Source organism: Staphylococcus simiae (assembly GCF_017357005.1).
In the GTDB taxonomy this organism is placed as follows: Bacteria; Bacillota; Bacilli; order Staphylococcales; family Staphylococcaceae; genus Staphylococcus; species Staphylococcus simiae_A.
In genome coordinates this window covers 2,574,210-2,600,092 of sequence record NZ_CP071589.1, presented here as the reverse complement: position 1 = coordinate 2,600,092, position 25,883 = coordinate 2,574,210, and the positions used below count along the sequence as shown (strand labels likewise).

Sequence of the window (25,883 nt, the reverse complement as noted above, 5' to 3'; positions counted from 1 at the left end):
ATGATTAATACTAATTAAAATTGGTCACCTAATAAACGTGTCACTTGTTGTTGTAACTTTTTCCCTGTTGGATCAGCTTTAGTCTTAATCGCTGTGAATCTTTCGGCCCAATCAGAAGTACGTATGCGAATAGGTGGATTAGCATCTTCAATGACGTTTAAAATGACTCGTGCTACTTCTGCACCACTTTGAGAAGCATCTAAACCATAATTTTCTTTTAACCCACCTAAATAAGAATTTAATAGTGCTGTATAATCCGCATCATTAATACCACCTGTAGTTTCAAGTTGTGACAAGACATTATTAGTAAATTCAGTTTTAATACCGCCTGGCTCTACAACTGTAAACTTAACGTTAAAAGCAGGTTGAACATAGCTAGCAAGTGATTCTGTATAACCTTCAACACCAAATTTTGCAGCACAATACACTTCGTTAAATGGTTGTCCTACGAGTCCACCAACAGATGAGATATTAATTATATGACCGTCTCTTTGTGAACGCATCGTTGGTAAGACGGCTTTAGTCATACGCATGACACTCATCAAATTAACATTCATTTGCCACATTAATTCATCATCTGAAGCAAGTTCCGTCGTTTTAACAAATCCTGCCCCAGCATTATTAATTAATATATCAAGACGTCCCTCAGCTTCAACGATGTCATTTACTGTTTGTGTAATGCTATTAGTATCTGTGACATCTAGTTGTTTAACTGTCAAATTGATATTTAATTCATCGGCTTTATCAAGTAATGGTTGTTGTTTTGTTAAATCCCGCATTGTGGCGTACACGTTATATCCATTTTGAGCAAGTGTTAGGGCAGTCTCAAACCCTAAACCTGTAGATGACCCTGTAATTAGTACAACTTTATTATTCATAACATAACTCCTTTAATATAATGTCTGTTAAGTATAGCCTTTAGTATATTAAAGTCAATTAATTAGAGATTATATGGATTCTGCAATTTGTTATAAGCCTCTTATTTGCCCAATATAAATGCTCATTTTACATTCAAAGCGTATGAGTCAAAAAATTCTATAATAAATTTTTACGATTGGCAGTAACTGTTTGTATTATAAAACGTTGATTTATCATCATTTTAAACACAAAAAACATCCTGATGAATGATGTTAATCATCAGGATGCTCAATATTATTTTGCCCAGCGATGTTCAATGTTACCGAATTTCCAAATTAAGCTTGAAATTAACCACGTAATTAAGAATAACGCAACTAAGATGTAACCTAAATAATCAAATTGAATACTTTGAATAAATGTCCAAAATGAGCCATGTAAATTCAGTTTGTCCGCTAAAATTTGTAATAATTCAATCATACCTATCACTAAAGCAGCAATAACTGAAATAGCTGTTATCGTTATATTGTAATAAATTTTACGTATTGGATTAAAGAAAGCCCAATTATAAGCTGACTTCATAACGATACCGTCTAATGTATCTAATAAACTCATACCCGAAGCAAACAAAATCGGTAATGATAGAATACCAATAAGTGAAATAGCTTGTTGTGATGCACCTGAAGACAGTGCTAATAAAGCAATTTCACTGGCAGTATCAAATCCTAAACCAAATAAGAAGCCAAGTGGCAAGACGTGCCAACTACGACTAATAACTTTAAAATATGGCCCTACAAAACGGCTGACAAAGCCTCGTGCTTCAAGAAGTTGGTCTACTTCTTCATCTTCGATATGTTCGCGTCGTAATTTAGCGAAAAGTTTAATCAGAGATACTAAAATAATAAGATTAAGTACACCAATTAATACTAAAAAGAAACCAGAAACTAGGGTGCCAATCGTGCCACCAATATCTTGAAAATGAGGTAGTTCATGTTGTGCCCATTTTACAGAAACACCTAAAAACACAGCCATTAAAAAGACTACTGAAGAGTGCCCAATAGAAAAATAAAAGCCTACACCGACAGGATCTCTGCGTTGTTGTAACAATTTACGGACAGTGTTATCAATTGCTGCAATATGATCGGCATCAAATGCATGTCTTAAACCTAAAGTATAAGCTAGAATACCCATGCCAATTAAGATGTGATGGTCTCGACCAGCAATCCATAAGAAACTAAAACCTATCATATGTAAAATCACCACAACGATAATATATGGTAGCCAAGATAAACGTTGATTATTAAACATTATTAAATAAAAGCCTTCTTTCCATTTATAATGACTAATCATATACCATGTTGTTAGCGTATTCTATAATAATAATTGAGTATGACAAAAATGTTAGACAAATTAATTAAAAAAATTAATGATTGTGTGTAAAGTTTGACTGTTGTAATTAAGTTAAATTGAATTGTGTGCTAGTGATTCAGTAACATGTTCGTAGGTTGTTGCTTTAGTGATATTGGCATTATCTGAATCATTGTCAAATTCAAAGAAAGTTGCAAAATAAACTTGAGCATCATTCTCTAATGTTTGCACACCTTGCAAAGATCCTAAATTTCCATCTGTTAAGATAGATATAATATCAATGCTAGTGACTTTTGGTTGTGATGATAATTGTTGCAGCAAGATTTGTACACCGTGGATTTCTATAGTGCCTGGTATCTTCCAAATAAAATGATCAGTAACGATGCGACGTAACACATCAATATCTAAAGAAGCTGTAGCTACTACGAAATCAAACATTTTTTGAGTTTTAGCAGTATGGGTATATGTATGTTGTATGGTTAACGAGATAGGTTGTGTTGGCCTTACACCATTAAAATGCAGATTGTACTTACGTAATGACGCTTCAATTAAAGCAATGGCTTTAGGTCCAACACCATGTAAACTAAGAAGATAAGCCTTTGAAAAATGTGTGACATCTTCTAAACAGGTAATATCTTCACGTTGTAGTGCTCTAGAAGCGGGTTGCCCAATTTTGGGTAAATTTGTCATTCTATGTCATCCTCCAGTCTTTGTTGAAATATACCCGTTTTAACAGGTTTAAATTATAAAATATCGTCAATGTAGTAGCGTTCAGAATAATTTTAAAATATTTAGAATTAATAATTATTAATAAAATCAAAATACCATACTATTGCAATAAATGTTAAAATTTTAAGAATAGCAATAATTTGATATTAAGGGGGGGATCTTATGAATACAGAATATAGAAATGGTATATTATTTGCTTTAAGTGCATATGTACTGTGGGGTATCTTACCAATATATTGGGATTTAATTAGTGGCATTGGTGCCTTTGAAATTTTAGCATTTCGTATTATATTTTCTATGATATTCATGTTGTTGATTATTGTTGCAGGGAAGAAGCAACGTCATGCGTTTCAAAGAGATGTGCATCAATTATTCACGCATCCAATACAACTCATCACTATTATCATTGCAGGATATATTATCACATTAAATTGGGGAACTTTTATTTGGGCAGTGACTAATGGTCACGTCCTACAATCTAGTTTAGGCTATTATATTAATCCACTTGTTAGCATTTTACTGGCATTAATTTTCTTAAAAGAAAGATTTAATAAATTTGAATGGCTAGCCATACTATTTGCCTTTATTGGTGTACTATATATGACAATTGAAATTGGAGAGTTTCCGATTGTCTCAATCATGTTAGCTTTAACATTTGGTGTCTATGGATTATTGAAGAAAGTAGTACATATCGATGCAATTAGTAGTATTACGATAGAATGTATTGTGACAGCACCAGCTGGATTAATTTATGTTATTTATTTATGGCAACATCACGATATGTCATTTGGCATGAATGTCTCATCTTTTTGGTTATTATTTTCAGGTGCGATCACTGCCATACCATTGATACTATTTTCTGCAGGAGCAAAACGTATTCCATTATCGTTAACAGGTTTTATTCAATATGTAGGTCCAACCATTATGTTTGTTCTAGGGGTATTTGTTTTTAAAGAACCATTTGATGTTCATCAATTAATTACATTTATATTTATTTGGATTGGTATTATCTTATACAGTCTGTCCCAATACATTAAAATTAAGAATAATCCGGTAACGAAATAGATCATATATTAAAAGCGACTTTTCAGGTGTTGAAAAGTCGCTTTTAATATGACAATCGCCATCATTTTAGAGTGTCCTTAGACGTACCTCTATCAGAGTTGTAACTAACTATATAGCTAGTATCCACCATATACTACGATGCTTAAATGGAGGTACACACATTTAATTACATTATTATGATAACAAATGCTTGCGCATGGTTTATACGCAAGCATCAAAGTGTTTCGTTATTGATTTATATTTTAATAAAATGAGATTCACACTAGAAAATACCTAACATCTTCATCCATAGGGAGCCTAGACCAATCCAAATAATAAAGTAAACCAAACCTAGAACAAAGTTCATTGTCCACCAACGTTTTTGCGTCACGTAGCCTGAAGAAAAAAGAATAGGTGCTGGACCACTACTATAATGTGTTGTAGATGCCATTAAATTACCAAAGAAACCTAGGATTAATGCACTAAATAATGGCGGTGCTCCAGCTGCTATAGCAACACCTAGCAAGGCTGCATACATAGCACTGACGTGTGCTGTGGAACTTGCAAATAAATAATGAGAATAGAAGTAAAATATAATTAAAATAATGATCACGATTGGCCAACTTAAACCACCTAAACTTGTGGCGATACTTTTACTAAGCCAAGGAATAAATCCTAATTTATTTAATTGATCTGCCATTAAGACAAGTACAGAGAACCATACTAACGTATTCCAAGCGCCTGTTTCGTTTAAGATATCTTGCCATGATAAGACACCTGTCAATAGCAATAAAGCTAAAGCGATAAATGCTGTCAACGTGGCATCAACATTAATAAAGCTGCCAACAATCCATAATCCTAAAGAAATGATAAAAATACCAATCATAAATTTTTCAGCTAAAGATATTTTACCCATAGTCGCAAGCTCATTTTCAGCCCAACTTTTAGCGTTAGGCGTTTCTTTAACAGTGGGAGGATACATTTTATAAATAATAAAAGGTACAACGATTAAAGACACTAGTCCAGGTACTAAAGCTGCTAAAAACCAATTCATCCATGTAATATGAATGTTGGCTGTACTAGATGCCAAATTTTGAGCTAACGGGTTTCCAGCCATAGCAGTTAAAAACATTGCTGCAGTAATTAAGTTACCTTGAAACTCTGTAAATATTAAAAATGCTCCCATTTTACGCTCAGTACCATCTTTAGGGTTTGAACCAAATGACTCTGACAATGATTTAATAATAGGAAACATAATACCACCGGCACGTGCAGTATTACTTGGTGTTGCAGGTGCTAATATTAAATCAACGCCTACTAATGAATAAGCAAGACCTAATGTTTTTTTACCGAAGAGACGCACAAATTGTAAAGCGATACGTCGACCGAGACCTGTTTTAACAAAACCTCTAGAAATGAAAAATGCCATTGCAATAAGCCAAATGCTATTGTTACCAAAACCAAGTACAGCAGTCTTCATATCGATAATACCTATAAGTACCATAACGGTAAAGCCGATCATTGATACTGCACCAATTGGCATAGGTTGTGTAATACAAGCAATGATTGTAGCTACAAAAATAGCAAACATATACCATGCTTGAGTATCCACAGCTTCAGGTTTTACAGGGGTTAATGCAAAAATAAGTAAACCGATAATGATAGGGAGTATAAATTTACGATATTTTACTGTATTTTTCATAAAGTGTGGTCCTTCTTTCTATTTTAAATACTTATTTAAACTCAGAATAATATTAATCTCAATATATGTACAGTAGTTATTTAGATTATTTTGTAAAATTATATAATTACAAAAATATAAATTACTATAACCTTACATTGAGTTAATCATTAACATACAAAAACTCACCGCTAGTAATTTAACGGTGAGTCATTAAGCTGTTATTCATTTCTTAATACGCGAGACATTTCTTCAATTTTGCCAGCGTGTAAAGGTATATGAATAGCATTCAATACTAATAATTCTTCCAAATTGTTACAACCAGCAACTGGTTGAGGTAATTCAATGGCTAAGTCTTCAGCTGTAAGCTGCTGTGCACGTTCCGGTAATGTTTTAATGGCCGCTAATATGTCGTCGATTGTAGGAACATCTTCTCCCCAATCAGCAGGTTTAGAACCATAACCGAAAAGTTGTTTATAGTGATCGACATCAATGTTTTGCTTGCCAGCAACAGATAATGCTGATTCAAAAATAGTTAGCACATGCCCAAATTGCCAATGTAATGTATTTGGAAAAACATTATGTTGTTGATCTAACACTTCAGCGATATTCCAATTATCATAGACGTTGGTAATGTAACCAACTCCGGTATTAATAACATCAAATACTGTTTTTGTAGTCATCATCATTACTCCTTGTTTATAAAGTATTATTTAATGCATATACCCGTTTTATTAGTATATTAGACAATGACAATGCTAAAGTATCATTAATTTAAAAGAGCGTTATTTTTAATATCAGTAATAAACATAGCAATCATTATTCAGTGGTCCCCAATGCTAAATGATGATGCTCATCGTGATGTATAACTTGCAGTGCAGCTGTCAAACCTTTGACGATATCATCTAGTGACATCGCTGGTGTGTCGGGTTTGTCGATGATTTGTTGTGATAAGTAAGGGACATGAATAAAGCCAAAACGAAGCCACGGATACTTAGTTGCTTGTAAGTAGCCGAGATAATATAAGACGTGATTACATACAAAAGTGCCAGCACTATTGGATAATTGACTAGGCAAGCCAGCAGCTTTTATTGCCTGTGTCATAGCTTTGACTGGTAAATTTGAAAAATAAGCATTCGCACCGTCTAATTTTATCGTTTTATCGCTAGGTTGATCACCACTATTATCTGGAATTCTAGCATCATCTAAATTAATACCAATACGTTCAGGAGTAATCGCATCCCTTCCACCTGCTTGGCCAATTGCAACAATCGCATCATAATGTTCAGTTTCAATTAGATGATCAAGTACTTTTTCTGATTCAACAAATGATGTAGGAAGTTGTCGTTTAGTAATAGTATGTGAACCAAGTGTATCATCTAATAATTTGACTGCTTCCCATGATGGATTGATTTCATTTTGTTCAAAAGGTTCAAAGCCCGTTACTAGTATATGCATGTTTAACACCTCGAATTTTATTATTGTAAGATAGTGTCAGTATAGCAAGAAGCCATCATAAAAACGACAAAGCCAAACATTGAAGTTCTCAATTTTTTAGACTAATAAATAAAAAGGTGAATCATTATGTATCAGTTCAATTTGTGAGAGAACCAACTAAGACACTACAATGCTAATTGATAACTTGAAGCGGACATATAAAAAACAGACAATTTCTATCAATGTTCAATAGAAATTGTCTGTTAAAATTTTACGTTTTACTCACTGAGTATACGTTTATTAAGCGTGTTGATGTTCTTGATCAAAGTTTTCTAGACGACGTTGCCACTCTTCGTTACTAATATGATGTTTAGCAACATAACGATTACGTTCATGTTTAGCACAATCATAAGAGCAAGCACCTAAATATTTAGCTTCATTTTCTTCAGATACAAGAATTTGTTTATTACATTCAGGGTTTGAACAGTTGATATAACGTTCACATGGTGTGCCATCAAACCATTCTTTACCGATAACAGTACGATCTACATGGTTGACATCTACGCTGATGCGTTCGTCAAAGACATACATTTTACCGTCCCAATATTGGCCTCTCGTTTCAGGATCTTTACCATATGTTGCAATACCACCATGAAGTTGTGCCACATCCTCGAAGCCTTCTTTGACTAACCAGCCAGAGAATTTTTCGCAACGAATACCACCAGTACAATATGTGACAATCTTCTTACCTTCAAGCATATCTTCGTGATCTTTAATCCAGTCTGGTAAGTCTCTAAAACGTGTAATATCTGGACGAATTGCACCACGAAAATGACCTAAATCAAATTCATAGTCATTACGAGCATCAATAATCACGGTATCATCGTCTTCAAGTGCCTCTTTAAACTCACTAGGTGATAAATATTTACCAGTTGTTTGACGTGGGTCGACATCTTCCTCTAAGTCTAAAGCGACAATTTCCTTACGAGGTCTAACATGCATTTTTTTAAAGGCATGGCCGTCTGCTTCATCAATTTTAAAAACCATATCTTTAAAACGTTCATCAGCATGCATATGCTCGATATATTGATCAGTTTCTTCTTTTGTACCAGACAGTGTACCATTAATACCTTCTGTTGATACTAAGATTCTACCCTTTAAATTATGCGCTTTACAGAATGCTAAATGATCAGCTGCGAATGTTTCGGGGTCCTCAATTGTTGTGTATTTATAATATAAAAGAACTCTATAGTCCATATCTCATTCTCCTTCTTACTATGACGATAAATATTAACCTTGTGTATTTACGTAATGCAAAAACATTCAGATTTCATACTTTTACCATTATATTATTTTAACAAAGTAATTTAATGTTTCAATGAATGAGCTTATAAATCCTCCATAAGACTGATAAAATATAAATATGAAAGCGATAACATAAATAAAGAAATGAAGTTCTGTTAAAATTTAAATAGCATGACAAAGGAGGAACATAACATTATGACAGCTCAGCAATTACCTACATTGGTATATTCAGGGAAATCTAATAGTGCCGTACCTATTGTTACAGAAAGTGAATTACAAACGATAACTGCAGAACCTTGGGTTAAGATATCAGACCAAGGGTTACAGTTAGAAGGTCTCAATTTTGATAAACAGGGGCAATTGTATTTATTAGATGTTTTTGAAGGTAATATTTTTAAAGTGGACCCTGCAACAAAAGAAGTGACACGTCAATTTACAGCAAATAAAGACCATCCAGCTGCAATTAAAATACATAAAGATGGTCGTCTGTTTATTTGTTATTTAGGAGATTTCAAGTCTACTGGTGGTATGTTTGCAGTAACGCCAGACGGTCAACATCAACAAGATATTATTAATGATATTGCAACCGAATATTGTATTGACGATATGGTCTTTGATAGTAAAGGTGGTTTCTACTTTACAGATTTCAGAGGTTATTCGACAAAACCAGAGGGTGGCGTATATTACGTATCACCAGATTTTAAAACTGTTACACCTGTCATTCAAAACATTAGTGTCGCTAATGGTATTGCTTTAAGCACAGACGAAAAAGTCTTATGGGTTACAGAAACAACAGCCAATCGTTTACATAGAATTGCCTTAGAAGATGATGGCGTAACAATTCAACCTTTTGGTGCAACGATTCCTTATTATTTTACAGGTCATGAAGGGCCTGATTCATGCTGTATTGATAGTGATGATAACTTATATGTTGCTATGTATGGTCAAGGAAGGGTATTAGTATTTAACAAACGAGGTTATCCAATTGGACAAATTTTAATACCAGGACGTGATGAGGGACATATGCTACGTTCGACACATCCACAATTTATTCCTGGAACGAACCAACTTATTATTTGTTCAAATGATATTGAAATGGGTGGCGGTTCGATGTTATATACTGTAAATGGCTTTGCGAAAGGACATCATAGCTTCCAATTTCATTAAAATCGGAGTGAGATGAACCTCATTTTTGTCAATATCATGTCGTCATCTCAATCGGGGTAGACTGACCGAGGTGTAAAACATTGCTTTATGACCACCATATTATTCAGCTACTTACTGCTGTTCGCTTCATATTAAGTACAGCATCCTTTTTGCTACATACGTTAAAGGCTGCAACTTACTAAATAGAAATAAAAAAAGAGAATCGCCTCGGCGATTCTCTTTGCTATTAATATATTACTCTGAAATTGCGAATTCTACAGAAGCTTCGAATTTTACGTCTTTACCTAACATAACGCCACCTGTTTCTAAAGCTTGGTTAAAGCTCATGTCATAAGATTCACGGTTGATTTTACCAGTTACGATAAAGCCAGTTACTTGTGAACCGTCCATAGGGTTTTTACTTACACCATTGAATTCAACATCAAATGTTTCTTCGTGAGTAACACCTTTAATTGTTAAGTTACCAGTTACTGTATTGTCAGTAACAGATGTAGTTACAAATGTAATTTTATCAAATTCATCAGTTGCAAAGAAATCACCAGTACGTAAGTGATTGTCACGATCTGCATTTTTAGTATCGATTGAACTTGGAATAATTGTAGCAGTTGCTTGTAATGAGCTTAAATCATTAATGTCACCTGTAAGCGCTACGTCAAATTGTTCAAAAGTTCCTTTAACCTTAGATACCATTAAATGTTTGATTTGAAATTCAATACTGCTGTGTACACCGTCAAAAGTAAAGTTAGTCATAATAAAAATCCTCCAGTTATGTTTATATAAATATATTTTTTATACTTAATATAAATACCATATCACCTATGTATGAAATATGCAAGTATTTTATTTAGAATTCGAAATAATGTTATATTTTGGCAATTTTTCAAAATCTGAGGAAAATTATCGTAATACTTATAAATACTGTTGACTTTACTAGTTACAACTCGTAATATTTTAATATAATTCTGAAAATTCAAATAATATATTGAGCAATAATTTATTGGGGAGGTTACTTATGGGGAAATATTTAGTATTACAATCAGATTTTGGCTTAGGTGATGGTGCGGTGAGTGCGATGTATGGTGTAGCACATACTGTCAGTGATGATATTAAAGTAAATAATCTGACACATGAAATACCACCATACGATATTTGGGTAGCATCATATCGTTTATATCAAACTGTTAAATACTGGTCTAAAGGGACAGTGTTTGTATCTGTCGTTGACCCTGGTGTAGGTAGTGATCGTCGCAGTATCGCATGTTTAACATCGACTGGACATTATATTATTACACCTGATAATGGTTCTTTAAGTCATATTAAGCATTACGATGGTCTTGACAAGGTGATTGAAATCAATGAAGTGACAAGTCGATTACCACACTCTGAAGAAAGTCATACATTTCATGGGAGAGATGTTTATGCATATAATGGTGCACGATTGGCGGCAGAGGAGATTGATTTTGAGCAACTAGGTCGCGAAATAGCGTTAAATTCTATAGAAGAACTTGAAATTATAGAAGCACAGCTTAATGATGGGGTATTATCAGGCAGCATTGATGTCCTTGATATTAGGTTTGGATCGTTATGGACCAATATCCCTCTTTCCTATTTAAAAGATCTTAATGTAGCACATGGTGATGATTTAGTGGTGACTATCTTACATCATAATAACAAGGTATATCAAAATATTATCAAGTTCGCGCGTTCATTTGCAGATGTAAATGTTGGAGAACCATTAGTATATGTTAATTCGTTAGTCAATATTGGTGTGGCAGTTAATCAGGATTCATTTTCTGATTTGTATCACATTGGTACTGGCAACGAGTGGACAATTCAATTATCAAAAGCACCAAGTATAGAATAAGTATGAATGTAGGGAGAGTTGTTAATGAATAAACAAGGTATTTCAGTTAAGACAATTGTCGCAATAGGTATTGGCGCAGCAGTGTTCGTTATTTTAGGTCGTTTTGTAGTCATTCCAACAGGGTTTCCAAATACGAATATAGAGACTTCTTATGCATTTTTATCACTTATTTCAGTTATATTTGGTCCGTTTGCTGGCTTAATGATTGGTTTAATTGGTCATGCTGTAAAAGATTTCACTACATATGGTAGTGCTTGGTGGAGTTGGGTAATATGTTCAGGAATTATTGGTTTCTTATATGGTTGGATTGGCTTGAAGATTAATTTATCTTCAGGACAATTTTCTAAAAAAGCTATGGTTTATTTTAATGTCGCACAAGTTGTAGCTAACATTGTTTGTTGGGCAATTATTGCGCCATTTTTAGATATTTTAATATATAGTGAACCAGCAAATAAAGTTTTCACACAAGGTATGATTTCAGCAGTGTTAAATATCATTTCTGTAGGTATTATAGGGACATTATTAATTAAAGCATATGCAGCTACACAAATTAAAAAAGGTAGTTTACATAAAGAATAATGTTCGTATTGAGAACACAATTGAAGCGTATTAACTTTGAAGGTAGAAAGGTAAGAGGTAGTTATGACTGAACCCATTATATCGTTTAAAGATTTTAGTTTTCAGTATCATAGTCAAGCAGAACCTACGTTACATCATGTTAATATTGATATCTTCCCTGGGGAAAAGGTGTTAGTCATTGGTGCGTCAGGTAGTGGTAAGTCGACATTTTTAAATTGTATTAATGGTCTTATTCCTTTCAAGATAAAAGGTGACATCAAAGGAGAATTATATATTAATGGTTTAAATGCAGTCGATGGCAATTTACATGAAAGATCTAATATTGTAGGAACAGTCTTACAAGATACGGATGGACAATTTATTGGATTAACAGCAGCTGAAGATATGGCTTTTTTACTTGAAAACAATCTACAATCACAAGATCAGATGCAAGAAGAAGTTGCATTTTGGGCTGACAAAGTAGGCATCCAACATCATTTAAATCATAGACCGCAAGATTTATCAGGTGGACAGAAACAACGTGTTTCATTAGGTGGTATTTTGATTCACCGTGCACCTATTCTCATTCTTGATGAACCGTTAGCTAATTTAGATCCAAGGACGGGTGTTGAAACCATGTCGTTGTTACAACAAATACATCAAGATACACAGACAACCATGCTAATTGTTGAACATCGTTTAGAAGAAGCATTAGATGACACGTTTGATAGAGTGTTGTTATTTAAAGAAGGGCATCTCATTGCAGATACTACGCCATCACAATTATTAAAATCCACACAATTAATTGAAGCGGGTATTAGAGAACCTTTATATAGCAGAGTGTTGAAATATGCTGACGCACCGTTACAAGAGATACCAAATTTAGCAAACTTGAAGGCTACTGCGCATCATTCTGCAGTTCAAACAGCAATTCAGCAGTGGTTTAAACCGGCAAATTATCGTTCATATTCAAATGACAATAACACGCCACTTCTTAGCTTAGAGCATGTAAATTTTCAGTATGGAACATATAGCTCAAAAGTTTTAGATGATATCAATCTTACTATTAATGCTGGTGAGATGATCAGTATCGTAGGGCATAATGGTGCAGGTAAGTCTACTTTAGCTAAAGCAATTTGTGGCTTTGTACCAGCTACTGGAAATATGAAGTTAAATAATAAAGATTTCAGTCATTGGTCCATTAGCGAACGTTCTAATGAAGTGGGCTATGTGATGCAAAATCCTAACCATATGATTTCTGAAAAAATGATTTATGATGAAGTAGCACTAGGACTGCGATTGAGACACATAGCTGAAGAAGATATTAAACAACGTGTCATGGAAGTACTAGCAATTTGTGGACTATACACTTATCGCAATTGGCCAATAGCAGCTTTGAGCTATGGTCAAAAAAAGCGCGTGACTATTGCTTCAATTTTAGTACTAGATCCACAAATTATTATTTTAGACGAGCCAACAGCTGGTCAAGATTACCGACATTATACTGAAATGATGTTATTTTTAGAGCAGTTAAACCAACAAGGCAAGATAATTATAATGATTACTCATGATATGCATTTATTAGTAGAGTATACACAGCGCACGTTAGTCATAGCTGAAGGACGTTTAATTGCAGATACAACACCAATAGCTGTGTTAGATAGTACAGAATTATGTGAATTAGCTAATTTACGTCAAACTTCACTGTATGCTTTAGCACAACAACTCAATATAAATAACGTACAGCAATTCGTTAGTTATTTCATAGAGTATGATAGAGAGGTGAAGCGATATGAATGATAATACATTAGGTTATCATCAAGGGAATAGCGTTATTCATCATATCAATGCCACAGCAAAATTAATTTTTTTGTTATGTATCTCCATAGCTGCAATGACAACTTATGATACAAGATATTTAATTATTATTAGTATCATATCGATTGGCTTATTTAAAATGTCTCAATTAAAATGGAGACAAGTGAGCTTTGTCATTAAGTTTATCGGCTTTTTTACGGTTATTAATATCATTGCAGTATACTTGTTCGACCCTGAATATGGTGTTAGATTATATGGTCATCGCACGGTCTTACTAGATGGTATCGGTCGATTCACTGTGACGTCACAAGAACTTTTTTATTTATGTAACTTATGTCTTAAATATGTCAGTACAGTACCATTAGCATTAGTATTTTTAATGACAACTAATCCGAGTCATTTTGCTGCCAGTTTAAATAAAGTTGGTGTTAATTATAAAATTAGTTATGCAGTTGCTTTAGCACTGCGATATATTCCGGATATTCAAGAAACGTATCATAATATTTCATTAGCACAACAAGCTAGAGGATTTGAAATGTCTAGAAAAGCATCTTTGTTGAAGAGACTTAAAGGTATTAGTCATATTGTAGTACCACTTATTTTTTCAAGTTTAGATAGAATAGATACTATTAGCACTGCAATGGAATTACGCCAATTTGGACATTATAAAAAAAGAACATGGTATGTGGGTCAGAAGTTTAACAGTATCGATTATGGTGTCATTGCCATTACTATTATATTGCTTGTATTAGTAGTCGTATGCTTTTTCATAAATGGCGGACGATTCTATAATCCATGGCAATAAGTAGGGTAGGTTGTAATATAGCCGTTCATCACGCATAAAGTTAGGCTGCGGGTTGTGTGAACTCAGACTGACGTATGTCTAAAGGCTCCCCTATTCCTACTATAGATAAAGATATAAGTGCGTTAAATATTGAAAGATTTGATAGCGTTATTGTAATCATAAGGCAATTAAATTTGTGCATTATTTAGGCTTTATGAATAGGAAAGGTTAATACACATAAAATATAAAAATTTTATCGAAAAATTAATTAATTTATTAAAAAAGTGGTATAATTGTGCATAAAGTTACGAAAGGAGTAAGTTAATGCATAAACGATATATACCACTGTTTTTTATTATCATATCAGTTGTGCTATTAAGTAGTTGTTCCCCATCACTACCCAATCATAAAAATGAAGCTCAGGCATCGCACCCTTTTGCTAAATATAAATCAAAAGTTGATGACAGTTGGCAAGATTACCACGGTCAAATTTATCATGTTTTCTATCATCCATTAATTACAGACCCTAAAATTGCTTTTACACGTGAAAAAAACCAGGCTAAAGGAAACAATGATTGGATGATTACAGTAAGTGAATTTAAAAAATCATTAAATGAATTATATAAAAATAACTTTATGATTATTAATCCACATGATGCATATGATTTATCGTCCAACCCAATTAAAATAAAACATTTAAAATTACCAAAAGGTAAAAAGCCATTAATTATTTCAATTGATGATATGAACTATTATACATATATGAGACATAACGGTTATGCAGACCGCTTAGTACTAAATAAAAATAAAGAAGTTGTATCTGAGACTACAGATCATAAAGGACATGCGACGCAATCATCTAATAATGACATTGTGCCAATCCTTAATCAATTTGTGAAAGAGCATCCTGATTTTTCCTTAAATGGTCAAAAAGGTGTAATAGCTTTAACAGGATATGAAGGGGTCTTAGGGTACCGTACCAATGAATTAACTAGTAAGCATTATCATAAAGATAAAGAAGATGCCAAAGCAGTTGTTAGAGCTATGAAAAGAGATGGTTGGTCATTTGCTAGTCACTCATATGGACATATTAATTTTGCTAAAACACCAATAGATGGCATAAAAAGAGATACGACTAAATGGGAGAAAGAAGTGGTACCAATTGTTGGCAAGACAGATATTTTTGTCTTCCCACATGGTGCTCAAGATAGACATACACCAGCATATAATTATTTAGTGAAAGAAGCTGGCTTTAAATTTATTGCAGGTGTTGGACCAAACAATTATACTGTGGTCTCTCCTACAAATGTTTATCAAGATAGAGTTGCAATTGATGGTTTAAATTTATTTGAATTTAAATCAAAACTTAAACCATTTTTTAACCCAATCGATGTGTATAGTAAAGTAGATCGCCAATATTTTAAAGGTGACAAGAACTACGAAAAATAATATAGCCTACATTGACCCTCTACTAACAATATAAAGTGGAGGGTTTTATTAATAATTATGTTAAAGACTATATGCTGAGGAGTTATTTATAGAATCTATTCATTTAAATAAAACTGCTAGCTCATTCCCCTTTTCACTACTAAAAATAAAGAATTTTCAGAAAAAGGTTGTCTTTAACTAGTAAAAATGATAATTTAGTATGCATATTACACTTTATCATGGTAGAGTAATAAAGTATTTTAGAATAATGATGACTAAAAGAGGTGACTAAGTGAAAGAAGCAAAGCAAATCATAGCATTAAAGGAAACAGAAACAGCATTCTTATCATACTTTAATCAACAAAACTATCGTCTGGTTGATTTTAATGTTATTGAGAAACTTGATTGGCAACAATTAAATTACGAAGACTTACAACAGATGGGGGAGCGAAGTTTTTGGCAACACGATCGACAAATTTATGCTTTGAGAAATGATTTTACAGACCAATTATTACGTTACTATACGATGTATCCAACTGATGCTGAAAAAGTAGCGTATACAGGCATGATTATTCGTAATAATGATACAGCAACTCAAGTAGGCATAGAGCATTATCAGCCAACATTAGCGAATGTACAGCATAGTTTGCAATTGTTTATTGATTTCATAATGACAAAGTTAAATGATCAAGTTAATTTCGTTGTGTTAGGTCATTATCAATTGCTAGATGCACTTTTAGAAAAAGAGCTTCAAACGAATGAAGTATTAGCAATGATTGAAGAACGTAATTTGTCGGGTTTAGCACAACATTTATCATCTAGTCATCCGGTGATACAACTGTTACAACACAATACGATTACGCAGTTCAATCAATTAGATCATTATATCTCACCAAAACACACTGCGCTCCAAGAGTTAAAGGTTTGGCAGCAATGGCTATTAGCCCAAGGTTATAATGACATTCATTTAGATTTAACTGCTCAGCCACCAAGGTCCTATTACAAAGGACTGTTCATACAGTGTCACTTAACTCATAGAGACCGTATCTTAACAGGTGGTTACTATGAAGGAGCTATAGAAGGTTTCGGTTTAGGATTGACATTATAAAAGGAGGGCTAGGCATGCTAAGAATTGCGATAGCGAAGGGGCGGTTGATGGATAGCCTCATCGATTATTTAGATCGAATTCAATTTAATATGCTATCAGACACGCTCAAAAAAAGACAACGGCAATTATTATTAAAAGTTAATGATTTAGAATGTATTTTAGTTAAAGGTAGTGATGTACCTATCTACGTTGAACAAGGTATTGCCGATATAGGTATAGTAGGTAGCGACATTTTGGATGAACAACCTTATGATATTAATAATTTACTAGCATTACCATTTGGGCATTGTCACTTTGCAGTTGCCGCTAAACCACAAATAACAACTTTTCATAAAATAGCAACAAGTTATACAACGACTGCCGAAGCATTTTTCAAAGCGCAAGGCATTGATGTAGATATTATTAAACTCAATGGTTCAGTAGAACTAGCTTGTGTAGTAGACATGGTAGATGGCATCGTTGATATCGTTCAAACAGGTACTACGTTAACCGCGAATGGATTAGTTGAACAGCAACATATTAAAGATATAGAGGCTAGATTAATTACTAATAAAGCTGCTTATTTCAAAAAGTCACAACAGATAGAACAATTTATACAATCATTGGAGGTGTCGGTAGCGAATGATTAACGCACAACAATTTTTATCAGAATTTTCAGAACAAGAGCCGTTAGATGAATCCTTATATCCACTTATTAAAGAGATTTGTCACAATGTAAAACTTCATGGAGATAAAGCTTTGAAGCAATACAATTTAACCTTTGACCATACAGCAACAGAGCATTTAGAAATTTCGGCAAATCAACTTAAAGAGGCATATGACACATTAAATTCTAAGACAAAACAAGCTTTAGAACTTAGTTGTGACAGGATAAAAACGTATCAACAACAAATTAAGTATGACAATCATAACAATCCTACAACTAGCGAAACATTCGAAGTCTATCATCCAATAGAAAAAGTGGGTATTTATGTGCCTGGAGGTAAGGCAAGTTATCCTTCTACAGTATTGATGACGGCCACGTTAGCTAAAGTTGCTGGTGTTGATCATATTGTTGTCGTGACCCCTCCTCAAACGAAAGGTCTATCTCAAGAAGTATTAGCTGCATGTTATATCACAGGTGTCGATCAAGTATTTCAAGTAGGTGGTGCACAAAGTATTGCAGCATTGACCTATGGTACGGAGACCATACCAAAGGTCGATAAAATTGTAGGGCCAGGTAATCAGTTTGTAGCGTATGCTAAAAAATATTTATTTGGACAAGTGGGCATTGATCAAATTGCAGGTCCAACAGAACTAGCTGTCATTATTGATGACACTGCCAATCTCGATGCTATTGTCTACGATGTATTTGCACAAGCAGAACATGATGAATTAGCACGTACATATATCATTAGTGAAAGCTATCAACTACTAGAAGACTTAGAACATAGAATTCAGAATATACTTCCAACCATCCAGCGATATGATATCGTCGCAGCGAGTATGAAAAATTATAATTATTTAATTCACGTTGCTGACATGGATGAGGCATGTAAAGTAATGAATACGATTGCGCCAGAGCATGCATCTATTCAAACGAATCGTCCACAAGAATATATTGAACACATCAAATACGTAGGTGCATTATTTATCGGTCATTATTCTCCAGAGGTCATTGGAGATTATGTTGCTGGGCCGAGTCATGTATTACCAACAAATCAAACTGCTAGATTTACCAATGGCTTATCAGTAAATGATTTTTTAACGCGACATGCTGTTATTAATTTGAAACAACAAACATTTGAAGACATTGCTGATGCTGCACAACATACTGCCCAAGTTGAATCACTTTACAACCACCAACAATCTATTCTAATTCGTCAACAATAAGGAGTGTTATACCACATGATTTATATAGATAAAAATGAAAGTCCCATAACACCATTGGATAATGAGACGATGACGTCGATTATAACGAGTACACCTTATAATTTATATCCAGATGAAGCGTATCAACATTTTAAAGAGTCATATGCACAATTTTATCAACTATCACCAGCACAACTGATTGCAGCAAATGGCTCGGATGAATTAATTCAAAAATTGATGTTAATTATGCCAGAAGGACCGGTATTAACTTTGAATCCAGATTTCTTTATGTATCAAGCATATGCCGCGCAAGTACAAAGACCTATTGAATTTGTACAAGCAACACAAACTTTAGATTTCAAGTTGAATGATATATTGCAGCGAATCGATGAAGTACAACCATCTTTCTTTATTATGAGTAATCCACACAATCCATCTGGAAAGCAATATGATCTTTCTTTCTTAACAGCTATAGCTAACAAAATGCAAGACATTGGAGGTTATTTCGTTATCGATGAAGCATATTTAGACTACGGGGATGCTTATGAAATAACTATGTCGTCACATATATTAAGGATGAGAACATTGTCCAAAGCCTTTGGTATTGCAGGACTACGTTTAGGTGTTTTAATAAGTACACCTGAAACAATTCAACTTATTGAGCGCATTGAGCACCCGTATCCGTTGAATGTACTTACTTTGAATATTGCCACTTATATATTTGAACATGATAAAGAAACAGGGCAGTTTATCGCTATTCAAAGAGCATTAGCACAACAATTAAGAACCATTTTTGATAGCTATGTAGCAGATGTGATGACCGTATATCCATCCAACACAAACTTTGTCTTAACTCAAGGAGAACGAGCGCAACACTTAGGTCAGTATATTTTAAATAAAGGCTTTCAACCTCGTTTTTATGATGAATTAGGTATGGAAGATTTAGTGAGGTATTCTATAGCAACAGTCGAGCAGTTACAGCAATTGGAACACATCGTCAAAGAATGGAGAGCGCAATATGACATATCAAAAACAACGTAACACGGCAGAAACACAACTTAATATTACACTGACTAAGGAACCAATAGCTTCTAAAATAGATACTGGTGTTGGCTTTTTGAATCATATGTTAACGCTGTTCACATTTCATAGTGGTTTATCTCTAACAATAGAGGCTCAAGGCGATATTGATGTGGATGATCATCATGTGACTGAAGATATTGGCATTGTTATTGGTCAGTTACTACAAGATATGATTAAAGATTACCCATATATGACACGTTACGGTTCAATGTATATTCCTATGGATGAAACGTTAGCTCGTTCGGTTGTCGATATCAGTGGTCGTCCATATTTATCATTTAATGCACAGTTCAGTAAAGAAAAAGTTGGTACCTTTGATACTGAACTTGTAGAAGAATTTTTTAGATCGTTAGTGATTAATGCGCGTTTAACGACACATATTGATTTGCTTCGAGGTGGTAATACACATCATGAAATTGAGGCTATTTTTAAGTCGTTTGCTCGTGCGCTAAAAATAGCATTAACTCCGTCTAATGAACAAGTCATTCCATCGTCGAAAGGCGTGATTGAATGATAGTTATTGTAGATTACGGATTAGGTAATATTGGTAATGTAGCAAGAGCAGTTGAGAGGTTAGGTTACGATGTCGCAATATCTCATGAGGCATCGATGATAAATAGAGCACAAGCAGTTATTTTGCCAGGGGTTGGTCACTTTAAAGATGCTATGTTAGCTATCCATCGGTTAAAACTAGATGAAATATTAAGAGATGTTAAAGATAAACCTATCGTTGGAATATGCCTTGGTATGCAATTAATGTATGAACACAGTGATGAAGGAAATGTTGATGGTTTAGGATTAGTACCTGGCAATATCACATTAATCAATACAATATTGCCAGTACCACATTTAGGATGGAATAACTTAATCAGTAATAATGACTTTTTAAAGAAAGATGTCTACTTTGTCCACTCATATCAAGCACCTATGACTCAACATGTCGTTGCTTATGCTTCATATGGTACACACATACCCGCAATTATTCAGTATAATAACTGCATTGGTATTCAATTTCACCCTGAGAAAAGTGGGGACTATGGTTTAAAGATTTTGCAACAAGCTTTGCAAGGGGGATTTATAAATGATTCAAATATGGCCGGCAATTGACCTTATTAATTCTACAAGTGTGCGCTTAACAGAAGGAAAATATGCGAGTGAAGAAAAAATGACACGTTCAGCAGAAGAAAGTATTCAATTTTATAATAAATTTCAATGTGTCAGACGGATTCATATTGTTGATCTGATAGGTGCAAAAGAACAAAAGGCTTGTGAATTTACTTATATTAACAAACTAAGACAATTAACAAATAAAGATATTGAAGTTGGTGGAGGGATTCGTACAAAACAACAAATTATGGATTACTTAGCTGCAGGTATTAACTATTGTATTGTTGGTACAAAAGCCATTAAAGACATTGAGTGGCTAACGGACATGTCACATCTATTTCCTGAACGACTTTATGTATCAATTGATGCTTATGGTACTAATATTAAAATTAATGGTTGGGAAGAAGATACAGCGCTTGATTTATTTGACTATGTATCACAAATTAATCATCTACCTTTAGGTGGCATCATTTATACTGACATAGCCAAGGATGGTAAGATGGCTGGGCCTAATTTTGAATTAACGGGTAAGTTGGTTCAAGCAACATCGTTACCAGTTATAGCCTCAGGTGGTATTAGACATCAACAAGATATTAAGCAATTGGCACAATTAAACGTACATGCAGCAATTGTTGGCAAAGCAGCACACCAACCTTCGTTTTGGGAGGGGTTACAATGATCAAAAAACGTATCATTCCATGCTTGGACGTTAAAGATGGTCGTGTTGTTAAAGGTGTTCAATTTAAAGGGCTGCGAGATATTGGTGATCCTATTGATTTAGCAATGTATTACAATGAAGCGGGTGCTGATGAGGTCGTTTTTTTAGACATCTCTAAGACGGAAGAAGGTCATCATTTAATGCTTGATGTCATTGAGAGTACTGCTAAAAAGTTGTTTATCCCTTTAACCGTTGGTGGCGGTATTCAAAGTTTAGAAGATATAACACTACTATTAAATCATGGTGCTGATAAAGTATCATTGAATTCGAGTGCATTGAAAAACCCAGACCTTATTAAACAGGCAAGTGATAAATTTGGCAGACAATGTATCTGCATTGCTATAGATAGCTTTTATGATCAAACAAGCAAAGACTATTATTGTTGTACACATGGTGGGAAGAAACTAACTAACGTTAGAGTTTATGACTGGGTACAGCAAGTTGAAGCGTTAGGAGCTGGTGAACTCTTAGTTACAAGTATGAGTCATGACGGTATGAAACAAGGATTTGATATCGACCATTTAACTGCTATTAAACAGCTGGTCAACATACCTATTATCGCATCTGGTGGTGGAGGGAATGCACAACATTTCGTCGAACTATTTCAACAAACTGATGTTTCAGCAGGTTTAGCTGCCAGTATATTACACGATCGAGAAATTACGGTGCAATCATTGAAAGACACCATGCGCCAAGGAGGTATACAAGTAAGATGACAACTTACGATATTGATTTTAGTAAAGGATTAATACCTGCCATACTTCAAGATAATCAAACGAAACAAGTTTTAATGTTAGGTTATATGAATGAAGAGGCATTTAACAAAACAGTTAGGGATCAAATTGTATGTTTCTATTCACGTTCAAAACAGCGTCTGTGGGTTAAAGGGGAAACATCTGGACATGTACAACATGTTGAAAATATTCATATAGATTGCGATAGAGATACGATTTTGATTGAAGTTACACCACATGGTCCAACCTGCCATACTGGACATCAAAGTTGTTTTAACACAACGGTGCCATTTAAAGTTCAAGATTTAGAGGCGACAGTTGCAAAAAGTGCGATATCTGATAATCAGAACTCCTATACTAAGTATTTATTAGCTGAGGGGATAGAGAAGATCACTAAGAAGTTTGGAGAAGAGGCATTTGAAATTGCCATTGCAGCAATGAAAGAGGATAAGACTGAAGTCGTCAATGAAGTCGCTGACGAGTTATATCACTTATTTGTTCTTTTAAACGCTTTAGAAGTTGATTTCTCTGCAGTTGAAAAAGTATTAGCTAATAGACATCGTCAGGTTAATAATTTTAAAGGTGAACGACAAGAAATATCGCAGTGGTAGTATTGAAGTTATAAGACATCATAAAAATGTTGATGTGCAAGTGAGGACGACAGAAATAATGCTATGACAAATTATCTCTGTCGTACGCTTTTTCGAATTATAGTTACAAATTACATTGAAATTTGTTTTATTAAATTGTACATAATTGTTGACGTAAGAAAACTTTTGCATTAAAATATTAATTAATTATTTGAAATGGTTAGCGAAACATATTTAATTCTCGTAAAGAGAATATATTTTTTGTATGTTAATGTAAACGCTTACTTTTTCAAAAGTATAAAAGAAAGGATGGTTATATGAAAGCTTTATTAAGTAAGTTATTTGGGTTTATTCCTCGAGTGATTATCAATTTATTCATTTAAATACAATACAAATAGAGGTGCTGACAATGAAAACAAGACAAAATAAATACAGTATTCGTAAATTTAGTGTAGGTACATCTTCTATACTCATTGCTACTTTATTATTTATGGGTGGTGGAAATGCACAAGCAGCTGAAAAGCATGTGGATGTGGGAAATTCACAGCAGAGTACAGTAACAGCACAATCTATTGGGGAAGAACAAACAAGGGAAGCAGATTCTGAACAGTCATCAACGACAGATAAACTACAGAAATCTGAAAATCAAGCAAATACAACAAACTTACATAGTAACAAAGGTATCATCGAACAAGATAAGCATGATACGAATGAAGCGTTAAATGATAACCAAGACGACACAACAGGAGCATCAACCAAAGATAGTCGTTTAGCAGCTCAAATGCCAACCAAAGAAGCAATAACGACAGATAAACAAGAACAACAGAACACAAAAGACGATGCTCAACAGAATCATCAACAAAATACAAATGCTAATGATGAAGTGAAGGATAATCAACAAGCTAAAGAGCAACAAATAGAAACAACAACTAATTTAACAAAGGACAATACAAATAGCCCAGCATCTAAAGTCAACAGAGATGATAGTGAAGGGTCAGTTGACAATAACAAAAATCAAGACACTACAGCCACAAGTGCTGGCAATGCACAACAAGTCTCTGAAAATGAAGAAAAAGTTAAACAACAAGGTGCTGAGCAACAACTAGTTCAGCAACAGGACATTAAACCAGAAGAACAGCGTGTAACAGCATCGACATCTAAAAAGACAACGCCAGTATTAGATACCTTAGATAATACTAAGAGTGATGATAACAGTCAGGATAAAGATCAAAAACAACAGCGAGATTTAGACGTCTTGAAAAATAATGCAGTAGTAACACCAAATAAGTCCTCATCTCAACGTGAGTCACAAACTAAAGATGATCAAACAAATAAAGTTGCTAAACAAGGACAATATAAAAACCAAGACCCTATCATCTTAGTACATGGCTTCAATGGTTTTACAGATGATATTAACCCATCAGTACTGTCACATTATTGGGGTGGCGATAAAATGAATATTCGTCAAGACCTAGAACAAAATGGTTATCGAACTCATGAAGCTAGCATTAGTGCATTTGGTAGTAACTATGATCGTGCGGTAGAGTTATATTACTATATTAAAGGTGGCCGTGTAGACTATGGTGCTGCACACGCTGCAAAATATGGACATGAAAGATATGGCAAAACATATGAAGGTGTTTATAAAGATTGGCAACCAGGTCAAAAAGTCCATTTAGTTGGTCATAGTATGGGTGGTCAAACGATTCGTCAATTAGAAGAGTTGCTACGTAACGGTAACCAAGAAGAAATAGACTATCAACAACAACATGGTGGCGAAATTTCACCTTTATTCCAAGGAAATCACGACAATATGGTATCTTCAATTACCACATTAGGAACACCGCATAATGGAACACATGCATCTGATTTAGCAGGTAATGAAGCTATTGTGCGCCAAGTCGTTTATGATTTAGGTAAAATGTTTGGTAATAAAAATTCACGCGTTAACTTTGGTTTAGATCAATGGGGCTTAAAACAACAACCTAATGAATCATATATTGATTATATTAAACGTGTGAAAAATTCTAAACTGTGGAAATCACAAGATAATGGTTTTTACGATTTAACGAGAGATGGCGCGACTGAGCTAAACCGTAAGACGTCATTAAATCCTAATATCGTATATAAAACATATACAGGAGAAGCAACACATAAAGCTCTAATTGGCGATAGACAAAAAGCAGATTTAAATATGTTTTTACCATTTGTATTAACAGGTAATTTAATTGGTAAAGCTACTGAAAAAGAATGGAGAGAAAACGATGGCTTAGTATCTGTGATTTCTTCTCAACATCCTTTCAACCAAGCATATACAGAAGCTACAGATCAAGTGCAAAAAGGAATTTGGCAAGTAACACCGACACGTCATGATTGGGATCATGTGGATTTTGTAGGTCAAGATAATACTGATACAGCACGAACTCGAGAAGAATTACAAGATTTCTGGCATGGTTTAGCAGACGATTTAGTGCAAGCAGAACAACAAACAAGCTGAAATATGCATGTTAAAGAATAAAATGACGGGAGGGTATTGATGATGACGGCAGACTTCTTCCAACTTATCGGCTCACTTTTCCGAGTACTCAGACAATTATTTAAATAATTAGCCAAATATAAAGTGTCATAATATGAAAAAACACTTGGTAGATGAA

General features: G+C 34.1%; 23 protein-coding genes and 1 pseudogene. 16 read left to right on the top strand and 8 right to left on the bottom strand.

The window, feature by feature from the left end; translation table 11 throughout:
- Positions 1 to 14: 14 nt before the first annotated feature.
- The 3 genes from J3R86_RS12005 to J3R86_RS11995 all read right to left on the bottom strand — a co-directional run bounded on the left by J3R86_RS12005 (position 15) and on the right by J3R86_RS11995 (position 2,913).
- Positions 15 to 878 (bottom strand): SDR family oxidoreductase, encoded by an 864-nt coding sequence (locus tag J3R86_RS12005; RefSeq protein ID WP_207517501.1) that lies wholly within the window; start codon positions 876 to 878, stop codon positions 15 to 17.
- 274 nt (positions 879 to 1,152) lie between these two features.
- Entirely contained in the window at positions 1,153 to 2,163 is a 1,011-nt protein-coding gene (locus tag J3R86_RS12000; protein ID WP_431607778.1) for a HoxN/HupN/NixA family nickel/cobalt transporter, read from the bottom strand.
- Between the two features lie 153 nt (positions 2,164 to 2,316).
- The gene (locus J3R86_RS11995; RefSeq protein WP_207517499.1) at positions 2,317 to 2,913 is read right to left on the bottom strand and encodes a helix-hairpin-helix domain-containing protein; all 597 of its coding nucleotides are present in this window, start codon (positions 2,911 to 2,913) and stop codon (positions 2,317 to 2,319) included.
- A 201-nt stretch (positions 2,914 to 3,114) separates the two neighbouring features.
- Between J3R86_RS11995 and rarD the strand changes: the two genes are divergently transcribed.
- Positions 3,115 to 4,017, top strand: a complete 903-nt coding sequence (gene rarD / locus J3R86_RS11990) for an EamA family transporter RarD (protein ID WP_207517498.1) — start codon at positions 3,115 to 3,117, stop codon at positions 4,015 to 4,017.
- A gap of 262 nt (positions 4,018 to 4,279) precedes the next feature.
- On the opposite strand, the gene J3R86_RS11985 is transcribed toward rarD, so the two are convergent.
- The 4 genes from J3R86_RS11985 to J3R86_RS11970 all read right to left on the bottom strand — a co-directional run bounded on the left by J3R86_RS11985 (position 4,280) and on the right by J3R86_RS11970 (position 8,371).
- Complete coding sequence (locus J3R86_RS11985; protein WP_207517497.1) at positions 4,280 to 5,698, bottom strand: anion permease; 1,419 nt, start codon at positions 5,696 to 5,698, stop codon at positions 4,280 to 4,282.
- A gap of 200 nt (positions 5,699 to 5,898) precedes the next feature.
- A complete protein-coding gene (locus J3R86_RS11980) occupies positions 5,899 to 6,360 on the bottom strand; it encodes a DinB family protein (RefSeq protein WP_207517496.1) in 462 nt (153 codons plus the stop codon).
- A gap of 136 nt (positions 6,361 to 6,496) precedes the next feature.
- Complete coding sequence (gene pcp, locus J3R86_RS11975) at positions 6,497 to 7,135, bottom strand: pyroglutamyl-peptidase I (protein WP_207517495.1); 639 nt, start codon at positions 7,133 to 7,135, stop codon at positions 6,497 to 6,499.
- A 279-nt stretch (positions 7,136 to 7,414) separates the two neighbouring features.
- Positions 7,415 to 8,371: an oxygen-dependent tRNA uridine(34) hydroxylase TrhO gene (locus J3R86_RS11970; RefSeq protein WP_207517494.1), complete on the bottom strand. Its 957-nt coding sequence runs from the start codon at positions 8,369 to 8,371 to the stop codon at positions 7,415 to 7,417.
- A gap of 243 nt (positions 8,372 to 8,614) precedes the next feature.
- Between J3R86_RS11970 and J3R86_RS11965 the strand changes: the two genes are divergently transcribed.
- On the top strand, positions 8,615 to 9,586 hold the full coding sequence (locus J3R86_RS11965; RefSeq protein WP_207517493.1) for an SMP-30/gluconolactonase/LRE family protein: 972 nt from the start codon (positions 8,615 to 8,617) through the stop codon (positions 9,584 to 9,586).
- A 234-nt stretch (positions 9,587 to 9,820) separates the two neighbouring features.
- Here the strand turns inward: J3R86_RS11965 and J3R86_RS11960 are convergent, their stop codons facing one another.
- A complete protein-coding gene (locus tag J3R86_RS11960) occupies positions 9,821 to 10,336 on the bottom strand; it encodes a YceI family protein (protein ID WP_207517492.1) in 516 nt (171 codons plus the stop codon).
- Between the two features lie 262 nt (positions 10,337 to 10,598).
- Between J3R86_RS11960 and J3R86_RS11955 the strand changes: the two genes are divergently transcribed.
- The 14 genes and pseudogenes from J3R86_RS11955 to lip all read left to right on the top strand — a co-directional run bounded on the left by J3R86_RS11955 (position 10,599) and on the right by lip (position 25,726).
- Positions 10,599 to 11,450 (top strand): SAM hydrolase/SAM-dependent halogenase family protein, encoded by an 852-nt coding sequence (locus tag J3R86_RS11955; protein WP_207517491.1) that lies wholly within the window; start codon positions 10,599 to 10,601, stop codon positions 11,448 to 11,450.
- A gap of 24 nt (positions 11,451 to 11,474) precedes the next feature.
- A complete protein-coding gene (locus J3R86_RS11950) occupies positions 11,475 to 12,029 on the top strand; it encodes an ECF-type riboflavin transporter substrate-binding protein (protein ID WP_002464496.1) in 555 nt (184 codons plus the stop codon).
- Between the two features lie 63 nt (positions 12,030 to 12,092).
- On the top strand, positions 12,093 to 13,808 hold the full coding sequence (locus J3R86_RS11945; RefSeq protein WP_207517490.1) for an ABC transporter ATP-binding protein: 1,716 nt from the start codon (positions 12,093 to 12,095) through the stop codon (positions 13,806 to 13,808).
- Positions 13,801 to 14,631, top strand: a complete 831-nt coding sequence (locus J3R86_RS11940; RefSeq protein WP_207517489.1) for an energy-coupling factor transporter transmembrane component T family protein — start codon at positions 13,801 to 13,803, stop codon at positions 14,629 to 14,631. Before J3R86_RS11945 ends, J3R86_RS11940 begins: the two co-directional genes overlap by 8 nt.
- 303 nt (positions 14,632 to 14,934) lie before the next feature.
- A complete protein-coding gene (locus J3R86_RS11935; protein WP_207517488.1) occupies positions 14,935 to 16,059 on the top strand; it encodes a polysaccharide deacetylase family protein in 1,125 nt (374 codons plus the stop codon).
- 271 nt (positions 16,060 to 16,330) lie between these two features.
- Positions 16,331 to 17,146, top strand: a complete 816-nt coding sequence (locus J3R86_RS11930; RefSeq protein WP_207517487.1) for an ATP phosphoribosyltransferase regulatory subunit — start codon at positions 16,331 to 16,333, stop codon at positions 17,144 to 17,146.
- A gap of 14 nt (positions 17,147 to 17,160) precedes the next feature.
- Positions 17,161 to 17,775 carry an ATP phosphoribosyltransferase gene (hisG, locus tag J3R86_RS11925; protein WP_207517486.1) on the top strand — a complete coding sequence of 205 codons (615 nt, stop codon included), beginning with the start codon at positions 17,161 to 17,163 and terminating at the stop codon, positions 17,773 to 17,775.
- Positions 17,768 to 19,018, top strand: coding sequence for a histidinol dehydrogenase (hisD, locus tag J3R86_RS11920; RefSeq protein ID WP_207517485.1), 1,251 nt, complete (start codon positions 17,768 to 17,770; stop codon positions 19,016 to 19,018). Before hisG ends, hisD begins: the two co-directional genes overlap by 8 nt.
- Positions 19,019 to 19,033: 15 nt before the next feature.
- Positions 19,034 to 20,038 carry a pyridoxal phosphate-dependent aminotransferase gene (locus tag J3R86_RS11915; RefSeq protein WP_207517484.1) on the top strand — a complete coding sequence of 335 codons (1,005 nt, stop codon included), beginning with the start codon at positions 19,034 to 19,036 and terminating at the stop codon, positions 20,036 to 20,038.
- Positions 20,016 to 20,594 (top strand): imidazoleglycerol-phosphate dehydratase HisB, encoded by a 579-nt coding sequence (gene hisB / locus J3R86_RS11910; protein WP_207517483.1) that lies wholly within the window; start codon positions 20,016 to 20,018, stop codon positions 20,592 to 20,594. The genes J3R86_RS11915 and hisB overlap by 23 nt, the downstream gene beginning before the upstream one ends.
- The gene (gene hisH / locus J3R86_RS11905) at positions 20,591 to 21,187 is read left to right on the top strand and encodes an imidazole glycerol phosphate synthase subunit HisH (RefSeq protein ID WP_207517482.1); all 597 of its coding nucleotides are present in this window, start codon (positions 20,591 to 20,593) and stop codon (positions 21,185 to 21,187) included. The genes hisB and hisH overlap by 4 nt, the downstream gene beginning before the upstream one ends.
- Positions 21,162 to 21,866 carry a 1-(5-phosphoribosyl)-5-((5-phosphoribosylamino)methylideneamino)imidazole-4-carboxamide isomerase gene (hisA, locus tag J3R86_RS11900; protein ID WP_207517481.1) on the top strand — a complete coding sequence of 235 codons (705 nt, stop codon included), beginning with the start codon at positions 21,162 to 21,164 and terminating at the stop codon, positions 21,864 to 21,866. Before hisH ends, hisA begins: the two co-directional genes overlap by 26 nt.
- Positions 21,863 to 23,250, top strand: a pseudogene (gene hisF, locus J3R86_RS12205) (imidazole glycerol phosphate synthase subunit HisF). The gene hisA and the pseudogene hisF overlap by 4 nt, the downstream one beginning before the upstream one ends.
- Positions 23,251 to 23,638: 388 nt before the next feature.
- The gene (gene lip / locus J3R86_RS11885; RefSeq protein WP_207517478.1) at positions 23,639 to 25,726 is read left to right on the top strand and encodes a YSIRK-targeted triacylglycerol lipase; all 2,088 of its coding nucleotides are present in this window, start codon (positions 23,639 to 23,641) and stop codon (positions 25,724 to 25,726) included.
- Positions 25,727 to 25,883: the final 157 nt, after the last annotated feature.